The organism is Allobosea sp. P4_C6 (assembly GCF_056402015.1).
Genome location: NZ_JBFUIF010000001.1, coordinates 12,564 through 25,024 on the forward strand (window position 1 = coordinate 12,564; position 12,461 = coordinate 25,024).

Annotated in this window: 13 protein-coding genes; 8 read left to right on the forward strand and 5 right to left on the reverse strand. The window is 66.2% G+C overall.

Annotation, left to right across the window (positions count from 1 at the left end; genetic code table 11):
* Positions 1 to 138 precede the first annotated feature (138 nt).
* Positions 139 to 1,371, reverse strand: coding sequence for an argininosuccinate synthase (locus tag AC1DVA_RS00085; protein ID WP_476804561.1), 1,233 nt, complete (start codon positions 1,369 to 1,371; stop codon positions 139 to 141).
* A gap of 244 nt (positions 1,372 to 1,615) precedes the next feature.
* Between AC1DVA_RS00085 and AC1DVA_RS00090 the strand changes: the two genes are divergently transcribed.
* On the forward strand, positions 1,616 to 2,224 hold the full coding sequence (locus AC1DVA_RS00090; RefSeq protein ID WP_476804562.1) for a DsbA family protein: 609 nt from the start codon (positions 1,616 to 1,618) through the stop codon (positions 2,222 to 2,224).
* A 4-nt stretch (positions 2,225 to 2,228) separates the two neighbouring features.
* Positions 2,229 to 3,134, forward strand: a complete 906-nt coding sequence (locus AC1DVA_RS00095) for a hypothetical protein (RefSeq protein WP_476804563.1) — start codon at positions 2,229 to 2,231, stop codon at positions 3,132 to 3,134.
* On the opposite strand, the gene AC1DVA_RS00100 is transcribed toward AC1DVA_RS00095, so the two are convergent.
* Positions 3,135 to 4,208 carry a M48 family metallopeptidase gene (locus tag AC1DVA_RS00100; protein ID WP_476804564.1) on the reverse strand — a complete coding sequence of 358 codons (1,074 nt, stop codon included), beginning with the start codon at positions 4,206 to 4,208 and terminating at the stop codon, positions 3,135 to 3,137.
* Between the two features lie 29 nt (positions 4,209 to 4,237).
* Positions 4,238 to 4,795 carry a LemA family protein gene (locus tag AC1DVA_RS00105; protein WP_265051924.1) on the reverse strand — a complete coding sequence of 186 codons (558 nt, stop codon included), beginning with the start codon at positions 4,793 to 4,795 and terminating at the stop codon, positions 4,238 to 4,240.
* A gap of 355 nt (positions 4,796 to 5,150) precedes the next feature.
* Here AC1DVA_RS00105 and rpsA point away from each other — a divergent pair, with 355 nt between their 5' ends.
* The 6 genes from rpsA to lhpI all read left to right on the forward strand — a co-directional run bounded on the left by rpsA (position 5,151) and on the right by lhpI (position 11,105).
* Positions 5,151 to 6,857, forward strand: coding sequence for a 30S ribosomal protein S1 (gene rpsA / locus AC1DVA_RS00110; protein WP_476804565.1), 1,707 nt, complete (start codon positions 5,151 to 5,153; stop codon positions 6,855 to 6,857).
* Positions 6,858 to 7,115: 258 nt separating this feature from the next.
* Positions 7,116 to 8,405: an Hsp70 family protein gene (locus tag AC1DVA_RS00115; RefSeq protein WP_476804566.1), complete on the forward strand. Its 1,290-nt coding sequence runs from the start codon at positions 7,116 to 7,118 to the stop codon at positions 8,403 to 8,405.
* 73 nt (positions 8,406 to 8,478) lie between these two features.
* A complete protein-coding gene (sppA, locus tag AC1DVA_RS00120; RefSeq protein WP_476804567.1) occupies positions 8,479 to 9,450 on the forward strand; it encodes a signal peptide peptidase SppA in 972 nt (323 codons plus the stop codon).
* Between the two features lie 28 nt (positions 9,451 to 9,478).
* A complete protein-coding gene (gene ihfB, locus AC1DVA_RS00125; protein ID WP_265051928.1) occupies positions 9,479 to 9,763 on the forward strand; it encodes an integration host factor subunit beta in 285 nt (94 codons plus the stop codon).
* Positions 9,764 to 9,819: 56 nt separating this feature from the next.
* Complete coding sequence (locus tag AC1DVA_RS00130; protein ID WP_265051929.1) at positions 9,820 to 10,158, forward strand: LapA family protein; 339 nt, start codon at positions 9,820 to 9,822, stop codon at positions 10,156 to 10,158.
* Positions 10,158 to 11,105 carry a bifunctional Delta(1)-pyrroline-2-carboxylate/Delta(1)-piperideine-2-carboxylate reductase gene (lhpI, locus tag AC1DVA_RS00135; protein WP_265051930.1) on the forward strand — a complete coding sequence of 316 codons (948 nt, stop codon included), beginning with the start codon at positions 10,158 to 10,160 and terminating at the stop codon, positions 11,103 to 11,105. The genes AC1DVA_RS00130 and lhpI overlap by 1 nt, the downstream gene beginning before the upstream one ends.
* 102 nt (positions 11,106 to 11,207) lie before the next feature.
* On the opposite strand, the gene AC1DVA_RS00140 is transcribed toward lhpI, so the two are convergent.
* Both AC1DVA_RS00140 and AC1DVA_RS00145 read right to left on the reverse strand, forming a co-directional pair.
* A complete protein-coding gene (locus tag AC1DVA_RS00140; protein ID WP_442864899.1) occupies positions 11,208 to 11,378 on the reverse strand; it encodes a DUF3309 family protein in 171 nt (56 codons plus the stop codon).
* Positions 11,379 to 11,468: 90 nt separating this feature from the next.
* Complete coding sequence (locus tag AC1DVA_RS00145; RefSeq protein WP_476804568.1) at positions 11,469 to 12,449, reverse strand: Bug family tripartite tricarboxylate transporter substrate binding protein; 981 nt, start codon at positions 12,447 to 12,449, stop codon at positions 11,469 to 11,471.
* Between the last annotated feature and the right edge of the window lie 12 nt (positions 12,450 to 12,461).

A 12,461-nucleotide genomic window follows, 5' to 3' on the forward strand; every position in this document is an offset into this window, starting at 1 on the left:
ATTGATCGAAAAGGAAAACCCGGCGTGGTCTGACCTCGCCGGGTGATTGGAGCCTTTATCGGCTTGCGATCCCGCATCTGCGCAGCAGCACTTCGTGCTGCGGCGCGTGCGGGATGACACCGCGCTTCCTGAAGGCTTTTACAGCCCCAGCTTCTTCTTGCGCTGGCCGAGCGTGCGCAGGCGCAGTGCGTTGAGCTTTATGAAGCCCGCGGCGTCGCGATGGTCGTAGGCGACCGCTCCTTCCTCGAAGGTGACGAGGTCCTGGTCGTAGAGCGAGTAGTCGCTCGAGCGGCCGATGACGTGGACGCCGCCCTTGTAGAGCTTGAGGCGGACGTCGCCCGTGACGAACTCCTGGCTCTTGTCGATCAGCGCCTGCAGCATCTCGCGTTCCGGCGAGAACCAGAAGCCGTTATAGATCAGCTCGGCGTATTTCGGCATGATCTCGTCCTTGAGATGCGCCGCGCCGCGGTCGAGCGTGATCGATTCGATCGCGCGATGGGYCGCATGCAGGATCGTGCCGCCGGGCGTCTCGTACATGCCACGGCTCTTCATGCCGACGAAGCGGTTCTCGACGAGGTCGAGCCGGCCGATGCCGTTGTCGCGGCCGAGATCGTTGAGCTTGGCGAGCAGCGTGGCCGGCGAGAGCTTAACGCCATCGATCGCGATCGCGTCACCCTTCTCGAAGGAGACCGTGACGACCGTCGGGGTGTCCGGCGCCTCTTCCGGCGAGATCGTGCGCGAATAGACGTAATCGGGCACCTCGACCGCCGGGTCCTCCAGCACGCGGCCTTCCGAGGAGGCGTGCAGCAGGTTGGCGTCGACGGAGAAGGGCGCCTCGCCGCGCTTGTTCTTGGCGATCGGGATCTGGTGCTGCTCGGCGAAGGCGATCAGCTGCTCGCGCGAGCGCAAATCCCATTCGCGCCAGGGCGCGATGACGACGACGTCGGGCTTCAGCGCATAGGCGGTGAGCTCGAAGCGGACCTGGTCGTTGCCCTTGCCGGTGGCGCCATGGGAGACGGCGTCGGCGCCGGTCTTCTCGGCGATCTCGATCAGCTTCTTGGCGATCAGCGGCCGTGCGATCGAGGTGCCTAGCAGGTAGACGCCCTCATAGGCGGCGTTGGCGCGGAACATCGGGAAGACGTAGTCGCGCACGAATTCCTCGCGCAGGTCCTCGATATAGATGTTCTCGGGCTTGATACCGAGCAGCAGCGCCTTGTCGCGGGCAGGGCCGAGTTCCTCGCCCTGGCCGAGATCGGCAGTGAAGGTCACGACCTCGCATCGATAGGTGGTCTGCAGCCATTTGAGGATGATCGAGGTGTCGAGTCCGCCGGAATAGGCGAGAACGACCTTCTTCACGCTGCTGTCAGCCATCTCTGTCAATTTCCTGCTGGCGGCCCCCGGGCCGCGTTTCGGACGCAATGGCGCACTATCGCAGGGTTCGGGGCGAAGCAATCGGAACCTTCTGATCGATCCCGCGTCGTCCTGTGATGGGTCGGCGCTGGCGACGGCGTCGCCCCACCTTCCCATGCGCCCATTCGGGGCGCTTGCGGTCGGGCTCCGGAGGGCGCAGGCTCGACGGTGCGCGACACGAAATGACGACCTGTTCGGAGGCTGAATGCCGAATCGTCCCGTTTTGGACTTCTGGTATGAGTTCGCGTCGCCCTATTCCTGCCTGAGCGCCCTCAGAATCGAGAAACTGGCCGAGGAGGCCGGCGTCGAGCTGCGCTGGCGGCCCTTTCTGCTGGGGCCGATCTTCGCTGCCCAGGGGTGGAACACCTCGCCCTTCGCGATCTATCCAAGCAAGGGACGTTATATGTGGCGCGATACGGCGCGCCGGGCCCGGCGTCAGGGCTTGAGTTTCGTCAAGCCGGAGAATTTTCCCCAGAATTCGCTGACAGCGACACGCTTGGCATTGGCAGGCCGCGACAGCGGCTGGACGCCGGTCTTTTCGCAGTCGCTGTTCCGGGCCCAGTTCTGCGATGGCCGCAACATCGCCGAGGAGGCGGTGCTGGCGGCGGCTCTGAAGGAGGCCGGAAGCGAGCCCAACGCCACGATGCCGCTTGCGCGCAGCGAGGAGGTCAAGGGCCGCCTGCGAGCCGAGATCGAATATGCCAAGTCGATCGGTATATTCGGCGCGCCCTTCTTCGTTGCCGGCGATGGCGAGCTGTTCTGGGGCGACGATCGCCTGGAGGAAGCGCTCGAATGGGCACAGGACGGGCGTTGAAGCCGTGACATGGAACCGCCGGCAGCTGTTGGTGGCGGGCGCGGGTTTGTGCCTGGCGCCCCCCGCGCTGGCGCGCCCGACCTTGCCTGGCGATGCGCCGGGCTATGACGCGCGCGAACTCAGCGCCGTTCCCAATGAAGCCGCCATCGGCCGGCGCTACTGGTCGCCCGGCCTGAACGACGGCTATGTGCCGCAGGGATTGACCGTTTACCGCGACGAAATCCTCATCGCGGCCTATCGCAGCACCGAGCGCGATCAGGACAATGGCCCGGCCCGGCTGTTCCGGCTGTCTCGAACCGACGGCAGCATGCTCGGCAGCTTCTCCCTTCCGGCGACCTATGGCCACCCCGGCGGCCTCGCCATGGTGCGGGAGACGTTGTTCGTCGCCAATTCGGGGCGCCTGCTCGCACTGGATTTCAGGGAGTCCTGCCGCAACGGCGAATGCGTGCCCTTGAAGGAGGCGCGTGTCGACAAGGCGATGGGGCCGTCCTTCCTCGCCGCGTCCGGCGACGTCCTGTGGTTCGGCCCCTATCGCCGCGAGGGCGAGCCGAGTCTTCACGCCGTACCGGCCGCCCGTGTTCTGGCCGCCGGCGATGCTGCGATAGGCCTCTCCGATTCACAGGCGAGCCTGCCATTGCCGTTGCTGACGCAGGGCGCGACCTTCGATGGTGAAGGGAAGATTTGGCTCTCGCAAAGCTCCGGCAATCGGCCGGCCTTTCTCTCCCGCCTCGATCCCCGTACAGGCGCGGTCCTTGCGCGCTATCCTGCGCCGGGCGGGATCGAGGATCTCGGCCATGCGCCGGATGGCAAGCTCTGGGCGGTCGGCGAAGCGGGAACGCGGCGCTGGAACCGCTGGAACACCTTCTATCCGCTGGTGTTCGAGATCGATCCGGGCAAGCTCGCGGCCTGATCAGCCGGGCCCGGGCGCCTGCGGCGGACGCGCCCATGGTCCACGCGCGGCCGTCTCCTCCACCATCGTCGGCAGGTCCTGCCGCTCGGCCAGCTTCGGCGGATGCGGCGGCATCGCCGGCATGCGCCCGCCGGCCGTCTCGACCAGCGCCTGCACGCGCTTGGTCACGGAAGGATGCGTCGAGAACAGATCGGCGAAATCGTCCGGATCGTTTTCGAAGCACATATCCATCACGCCGGAGGGAATGCCCTCGATATCGGCCCGGCCGGAGATCTTGAGCAGGGCCGAGATCATCGCATCCGGGTTCTTCGTCAGCTCGACGGCCCCGGCATCGGCCAGGTACTCGCGCGAGCGCGATAGCGACAGCCGGATCACCACGGCAAGGAACCAGGAGATCGCGATCACGGCGACGCCCACGACGATGGCGAGCCCGTTGCCTTTCTTGGAATCGTCGGAGGAGATGCGGATACTGCGGCGGCCGAAGCCGCGGAACACCATCTCGCCGACGAAGGAGACGACGCCGGCGATGACGATCGCGATCACCATGAGGCGCACATCGCCATTGCGGATATGCGTCAGCTCATGGGCGAGCACCGCCTCGACCTCGGCATCGTTGAGCTGCGCGAGCAGGCCGCTCGTCACGCTGACGGTGAACTGCTTGTCGTTGACGCCGCTGGCGAAGGCGTTGAGCGCATCGCTCTCGACGATGGCGAGCTTGGGAACGGTGAGCCCGCGCGAGATGCAGAGGTTCTCCAGCATCCGGTAGAGCTTGGGGTTGTCCTCGCGTGCCACGCCCTTGGCACCGGTCACCGCGCCGATCATCGCGACGTTCATGCGGAAGCCGATGAAGACCCACAGCATCGTCGCCAGGGTGATGAGAGGAAACCACGAGCGAAAGATGCGGTTCGCCTCGCCGAAGGCGCTGCGGCCATAGGGCACGCCGCCATAGCCGTAGCCGACCAGCAGCAGGCCCCAGACTGTGAGGTAGACGAGCAGGAAGAGCCCGGCGATCAGGAGATTGGACCTGATCCGGTTATTGCGCTGATGGGTATAGAGCCCGAAGGCCTGAGCCATCGCAGCCGCTCCCTGCCGTGGTCCCTGCCTCAGAACTTCACGCTGGGCGCGACCTCGATCTGGGCGCGCGTCTGTTCGCCGACATCGAAGAACTCGCGCTGGGTGAAGCCCATCTGCGGCGCGAAGAGCACGGCCGGGAAGGCCTGGATCGCCGCGTTGAACTCGCTGACCGCATTGTTGAAGAAGCGCCGGGCGGCCGCGAGCTTGTCCTCGACATTGCCGAGATCGACCTGGAGCTGCTGGAAATTGGCGCTCGCCTTGAGATCGGGATAGGCCTCGCCCAGCGCCAGCAGCCGGCCGACCGCGCCCGAGAGCTGCTGCTCGGCGGCAGCCTTGTCGTGGACGCCGCTCGCGCCCTGCGCGGCGTTGCGGGCGGCGATCACCGCGTCGAGCGTCGATTTCTCGTGCGTCGCATAGCCCTTCACCGTCTCGACGAGGTTCGGGATCAGGTCGTGCCGCTGCTTCAGCTGGACGTCGATGTCGGCAAAGGCCTGGTTGACGCGCTGCCGCATGGCCACGAGCCCGTTATAGGTCATGATCAGATAGATCACGACGGCCACGATCAGCCCGAGAATGACCCAGCCCATGCGACGCTCCCCTTGTGCCAGCCCTTGAGCAGGGCAGACTGGCATGACGGGCGACCTTGGGGAAGCCGCGCAGAAAACTTGCCCTCGCAACGGCCATGTATTACATCGCCCCTGTCCGAAGGGCCGTGATCGATCATGCGCCGGGGGCGGTCTTCGAGACCTGCTCCCGTTTCGTGTTGGAAGCGCGCTCCTGGGATGCGGATCGAACCGGCGGCCATGGCGCCCCCGTTCCCGATGCTTCGGGGCGGGATACCTCCGAGAGGAGGAGCCGACGGCAGCGATCCGGATCGCAACACCAACCACGGCGCCCATGCCGGACATCCGCGGGATACGCGGCCGGCTTCCAGGAGATTACATGTCAGCTGTTGAAAGCTTCACTTCGGGTCGCGAGGATTTCGCCGCCCTGCTCGAAGAGTCCTTCGCCCGCAACGAGGCGATGGAAGGTACCGTCATCAAGGGCAAGGTCGTCGCCATCGAGAAAGATATGGCGATCATCGACGTCGGCCTGAAGACGGAAGGGCGCGTCGCCCTCAAGGAATTCACCGGCCCCGGCCGCGAGCAGGACATCGTCGTCGGCGATGAGGTCGAGGTCTATCTCGACCGGATCGAGAACGCGCTCGGCGAAGCCGTCATCTCGCGCGACAAGGCTCGCCGCGAAGAGAGCTGGGTCAAGCTCGAGAAGGCCTTCKAGGCCCGCGAGAAGGTCACCGGCATGATCTTCAACACCGTCAAGGGCGGCTACACCGTCGACCTCGACGGCGCCGTGGCCTTCCTGCCGCGCTCCCAGGTCGACATCCGTCCGATCCGCGACGTCGGCCCGCTGATGGGCCAGCCGCAGCCCTTCGAGATCCTCAAGATGGATCGCCGCCGCGGCAACATCGTCGTGTCGCGCCGCACCGTCCTCGAGGAGACCCGCGCAGAGGCTCGTTCCGAGCTCGTCGCCTCGCTCGAAGAAGGTCAGGTCATCGACGGCGTCGTCAAGAACATCACCGAATACGGTGCGTTCGTTGACCTCGGCGGCATCGACGGCCTGCTGCACGTCACCGACATGGCCTGGCGCCGCGTCAACCATCCGTCCGAGGTCGTTACCATCGGTCAGACGGTCAAGGTCAAGATCATCAAGATCAACCAGGACACGCACCGCATCTCGCTCGGCATCAAGCAGCTGCTGGCCGATCCGTGGGATGGCATCGCCGAGCGTTACCCGGTCGGCACCCGCCTCAAGGGTCGCGTGACCAACATCACGGACTACGGCGCGTTCGTCGAAGTGGAGCCGGGCATCGAAGGCCTGATCCACGTCTCCGAGATGTCCTGGACCAAGAAGAACGTCCACCCCGGCAAGATCGTCTCGACCTCCCAGGAAGTCGACGTCGCGATCCTCGAGGTCGATCCGGTCAAGCGCCGCATCTCGCTCGGCCTCAAGCAGACCCTGCGCAATCCGTGGGAGCTCTTCGCGGAGCAGCACCCGGCGGGTTCGACGGTCGAGGGCGAGGTCAAGAACAAGACCGAGTTCGGCCTGTTCCTGGGTCTCGAAGGCGATATCGACGGCATGATCCACCTTTCCGATCTCGACTGGAACCGTCCGGGCGAGCAGGTCATCGAGGAATACAAGAAGGGCGACGTCCTGCAGGCCGTCGTTCTCGATGTGGACGTCGAGAAGGAGCGTATCTCGCTCGGCCTGAAGCAGCTCGGCGGCGATCCCTTCGTGGATGCCGGCGAGTTCAAGAAGGGCCAGATCGTCACCTGCGAGATCGTCGAGGTGAAGGAGTCGGGTCTGGACGTGAAGATCGCCGACACCGACATGATGACCTTCATCAAGCGCGCCGAACTGGCGCGTGACCGTGCCGAGCAGCGCCCCGAGCGCTTCGCGGCCGGCGAGCGCATCGACGCCCGCGTCGTGCTCTTCGACAAGAAGGCCCGCAAGATCCAGGTCTCGATCAAGGCCCTGGAAATGGCTGAGGAGAAGGAGGCTATGGCCCAGTACGGCTCCGCCGACTCCGGTGCCTCGCTCGGCGACATCCTGGGCGCTGCGCTCAAGAAGGCGACGACCGACAAGAAGTGAGGCTTCGGCCGCTTCGGCGGCCGGCCTTCGAATTCAGCCCGCGCGGAGAAATCCGCGCGGGCTTTTGTTTCGATAGACGGATTCGGTGCCGGAACCTCTTTCGTCATCCCGGACGCAGCGAAGCGGAGCTCCGGGATCCATCGTAGAGCGCTTTTGCCCTTCGATGGATCCCGGATCGGCGCGGCTTCTCCGCTTGTCCGGGATGACGGCATGACGGGTCGAACCTGCGTTGCATCCCTGGCCACCAAGGAGCCTGCCATGACACCCGCCGCCATCGGCATCGACTTCGGCACCACCAACAGCGTCGTCGCGCTGGCGGGTGCGGATGGCTCCGTCATGACGCGCTCCTTCGCGACGCGGCAGGGCGCGGTCGATGCCTATCGCTCGGCGTTGATGTTCTGGCGCGAGGGGCGCCCGCCCGAGACGCGCGTCACCCATGTCAGCGGCCCCGACGCGCTCGACATGGCCCTTGGCATGACGACCGAGCACCGCTTCCTCCAGTCGCTCAAGACCCATCTCTCCAGCCGCGCCTTCCAGGAGACGCGCCTGTTCGGCAAGCTGTTCCGGCTGGAGGATTTGATCGGCGTTTTCCTGAATGATCTCGTGGCGGGTCTCGATGGCCATGACATGCTGCCGCTCGTCTCCGGGCGTCCCGTCGTCTTCGCCGGCGAGCGGCCGGACGAGGAGCTGGCGCTCGGCCGCCTGAAGGCGTCCTACGCCGAAGCGGGGATGAAGCAGGTCGACTTCGCCTATGAGCCGCTCGGCGCCGCCTACTGGTATGCCCGCGATCTCGGCCGGCCGCAGACCATGTTGGTCGCCGACTTCGGCGGCGGCACCAGCGACTTCTCGGTGATGCGCTTCGAGCCGGACGAGCGTGGGCGGCTGGAGGCCATCCCGCTCTCCCATGCCGGCGTCGGCGTCGCCGGCGATACCTTCGACTACCGCATCATCGAGCACGCGGTCTCGCCCGCGCTCGGCAAGGGCGGGGAATACCGCTCCTTCGGCAAGCTCCTGCCGGTGCCCGCGCATTACCACGCCGCCTTCGCGCAGTGGCACAAGCTCTCGCTGATGAAGAGCCGCGAGACCATGGCCGAGCTCAACGCCCTGATCCGGGAGGCCGTCGAGCCCGGCAAGCTCGAGGACCTGCTGACGGTCATCGAATACGATCTCGGCTACGAGCTCTATCGTGCCGTCTCCGCCGCCAAGGTGGCGCTTTCGGAGAGCGAGGCCACGACGCTGAGCTTCAGCCAGATGGGCGTCGTCATCGAGAAGCCGATCCGCCGCGCCGACTTCGAACGCTGGATCGCCGGGGATGTCGGCGCGATCGAGGCCGCGCTCGACCGTGCGCTGGCTGAGGCCGGGCTGGCGGGGGATCGGATCGAGGCGGTGTTCATGACGGGCGGCACCTCCTATGTCCCGGCGGTGCGCAAGCTGTTCGATCGCCGCTTCGGTGCCGACAAGGTGCATATCGGCGACGCCTTCCGCTCGGTCGCCAGCGGGCTCGCCTTGCTCGCGCTCGATCGGGCGCGCGCCTCGGTCGCGGCCTGAAGGCCGCGCTCTCGCCTTGCCCGTCCGGCGTGGTGGGTCTACATCACGGACCCGCAGCCGCCAGGAGTGCCCGATGTCATCCGACGCAGATCTGCTCGCAGATCGCCGCAGCCTGCGGCGCAAGCTGACGCTCTGGCGTGTGCTCGCCGTCCTCGGCGTCATCGTTGCCGCGGTGATCGGCGGCCTTGCCTGGAAGGGCGACAGCCCGGCGAGCCTGTCGAGCGCCCATATCGCGCGCATCACCATCGCCGGCTTCATCTCGGGTGACCGCCGCACGCTGGACCTGATCAAGTCGGTCGAGGACAGCAGCTCCGTCTCCGCCGTCGTGCTCAGGGTCGACAGCCCTGGCGGCACCACCTCCGGCTCCGAGGCGCTTCACACGGCGCTGCGCCAGCTCGCCGCGAAGAAGCCGATGGTCGCCGTGGTCGATGGTCTGGCGGCCTCGGGCGGCTACATTGCCGCCATGGGCGCGGATCGCATCGTCGCCCGCCAGACCTCGCTCGTCGGTTCGATCGGCGTGCTGTTCCAGTTCCCCAACGTCTCGCACTTGCTCGATACGGTCGGCGTCAAGGTCGAGTCGATCAAGTCGAGCCCGCTCAAGGCTGCGCCCAGCGGCTTCGAGCCGACTTCGCCGGAGGCGCGCGAGGCGCTTCAGCGCGTCGTCGACGACAATTACGCCTGGTTCAAGCAGATGGTGCGTGACCGCCGCCATCTTGCCGATGGCGAGGTGACGACCGTCTCGGACGGGCGCGTTCATTCCGGCCGTCAGGCGCTTGCGTTGAAGCTCGTCGACCAGATCGGCGGCGAGCCGGATGCGATCGGTTGGCTCGAGCGCGAGAAGGGCATCGCCAAGGATCTCAAGGTGCGCGACTGGCGCCGCCGCAGCGAATCCTCCTCTTTCGGCCTCTGGAGTTTCGCCGAGGCGATGGCGCGTGGCGCGGGGCTGGAAGCCCTCGCCGCGACAATCGCGCGGGCGGCGAATCAGCCGGTCGGCTTGCGGCTTGACGCGCCCTTGGCGCTCTGGCAGCCTGCGGCTGAAAAGTGATGTTGATACAAATGGTTATACTCCGGCGATGATTAAATCCGAACTCGTTCAGCGGATCGCTGATCAGAACACCCACCTTTACCAGCGCGACATCGAGAACATCGTCTCGGCCATCCTGGACGAAGTCGTGAAGGCGCTTGCGCGAGGTGACAGGGTGGAACTGCGCGGTTTCGGCGCTTTCTCGCGCAAGGCGCGCTCCGCCCGGATCGGCCGCAATCCCCGTACGGGCGACGCGGTCGAGGTCGAGGAGAAATTCGTTCCCGTCTTCAAGACGGGCAAGGAACTGCGGCTTCGCCTCAACGGCAAGTCCTGAAACGGCAAGTCCTGAGCCGAAAGCCCGCCGTTCCTCCTGCCGCCACGGAGATTGCGATGAAAGCCTTTCTCAAGGCGTTGGTGCTCGTTCCGGTCGCGCTGCTGATCGTGCTGTTCTCGGTCGCCAACCGGGCTCCGGTGCGGGTCTCGCTCGATCCTTTCAGCCGTGACCTGCCGAGTTTGTCCTACGAGCTGCCGCTCTTCCTCGTGGTCCTGGCGGCGATCTTCATCGGCGTTCTCGTCGGCGGCTTCGCCTCCTGGCTGGCACAGGGCAAGTATCGCAAGGCTGCGCGTCGTGGCCGCCGCGAGGTCGAGGCACTGCGCTCCGAGACACAGGCCCTGCGTTCCGCAGTTCCCGATTCTGCCCTGCCGGCCCTGACCAGCGGACGTCAATGATGCGCCTGTTCGACGTGGCCGAGATCGATGCGGCTCTGAGCTACCCCGGCCTGATCGACATTCTCGACGACGCCTTTCGCAGCGAGGTCATTGCGCCAAAGCGCGGCCAGTACGAGATCGAGCGCCCGGACGAGGCGGCGGCGATCCTGCTGACCATGCCGGCCTGGAGCGGCCCGAACGTCGCCAATCCCTATATCGGCACGAAGATCGTCTCGGTCTTCTTCGGCAATGGCCGGCGTAACCTGCCGGGCGTGATGGGCGCCTATCTGCTGATGGATGGCGAAACCGGCAGGCCACTCGCGGTCATGGACGGCAATCGCCTGACGACCTGGCGTACGGCGGCCGCCTCGGCGCTCGCCTCACGCTACATGTCCAATCCTGAAGCGAGCCGGATGCTGATGGTCGGGGCCGGCGCGCTCGCGCCCTTCATCATCAAGGCGCATCGCTCGGTCCGGCCGCTGACCGAGATCGCGATCTGGGCTCGTCGCCCCGAAGCGGCCGAGGCCGTCGTCGCGGACCTGGCGGCGGATGGTATCGAGGCGCGGGTGACGACCGATCTCGAGGGCGAGGCCCGCACGGCGGATATCATCTCCTGCGCCACCAACGCGACCGAGCCGCTGATCCACGGCCACTGGCTGAAGCGCGAGGCGCATCTCGACCTGATCGGCGGCTTCACCATGCAGATGCGCGAAGCTGACGCCGAGGCGTTGCACCGTGCCCGCGTCATCGTCGATTCAAGCAAGGCGATCGACGAGGGCGGGGATGTCGCCGTCGCGATCGCGGAAGGCAGCTATAGCGCCGACAAGGTGGCTGGAACGCTCGCCGATCTCTGCCATGGCCGAATCGCCGGACCCGTCGAGGGCGGCGGCATCACCCTGTTCAAGTCGGTGGGCGTCGCGCTCGAGGATCTGGCTTCAGCCGTTGCGGTTTGGGAAAACCGCTCCTGACCGGAAAGGCTATCGGGCCGGATCGCGGAAGCCGCTTTTCGGCCCGATACTGAGGTAAAGCCTGGCTGGTGCCGCCAGCGTGTCGGCAATGTCCGGAACGCTTTACGCGACGCGCGCGCCGCCGATGGCGCCGAGCAGCCACAGGATCAGAACGACGACGAGCACGAGGCCCAGCACGCCGCCCAAACCGGCGGTTCCATAGCTGCGGTGGCCGTAATATCCGCCGCCACCAAGAAGCAGGATGAGCAGCACGACAATCAGAACGGTGGACATGGCGATCTCCCCAAAGTCAGCGCCCATGCCGGGCGAGGTCTAGCGGGAAACGCCGTCTGGGAACCGCGGGTTCCCTCGCCGCCGGTTTGATCAATCGGCCTTGATGCCGGCTTCCTTGATGAGATCGCCCCATTTCTTCAGCTCGGAGCGCAGGAAGGCGCCGAGCTCGTCCGAGGACCAGCCGCCGGGCTCGGCCGCCAGCGCATCCATCTTCGCCCTGAGCGCGGGATCTGCGACGCCCGCCCTGGTATCGGCCTGGATCTTGGCGACGATCTCGGGCGGCGTCTTGGCCGGCGCAAACAGCGCGAACCACGAGGACACGTCGAAGCCCGGCACCGTATCGGCGATCGGCGGGAATTCCGGCGCGGTCGGCGCGCGCTTCGCCGTCGTCACGCCGAGGCCTCGGATCATGCCCGCCTTCGCCTGCGGCAGGGCCGAGGTGATGTTGTCGAAGATAAGGTCGACACGGCCGCCGATCAGGTCCTGGATCGCCTGCGCCGAGCCGCGATAGGGCACATGGACCATCTTGGTGCCGGTGAGCTTCTGGAAGAGCTCCCCGGAGAGATGCAGCGAGGTGCCGACGCCGGAGGACGCGTAGGTCAGCTTGCCGGGATTGGCCTTGGCATAGGCGACGAGCTCGGCGACATCCTTCACCGGCAGCTGGTTGTTCACGACGAGCAGGTTGGGCACGAGCGCGACCATGGTGATCGGCGCGAAATCCTTGATCGGGTCGTAATTGACCTTGGCGTAGAGATACTGATTCGTCGCCAGGCCAACCGAGACGATCAGCAGCGTCTCGCCATTGGGCTCGGCCTTGGCTACTGCCTCCGTCCCGATATTGCTGCCGGCGCCTGGCCGGTTCTCGACGACGATGCTGGTGCCCCAGGTCTGCCCCAGCTTGTCGGCGATGAGCCGCCCCAGCACATCGGTGGCGCCGCCCGGCGTGAACGGCACGACGAGCTTGATCAGCCGTCCCTGCGGCCAGGGCTGCTGGCCGAAGCCAGGCGTCGGGGCTGCGAGGAGGGCGCTGGTGCCCGCGAGAAGCGCGCGGCGGTCCATCGTGGTGGTCATCGATATCCTCCC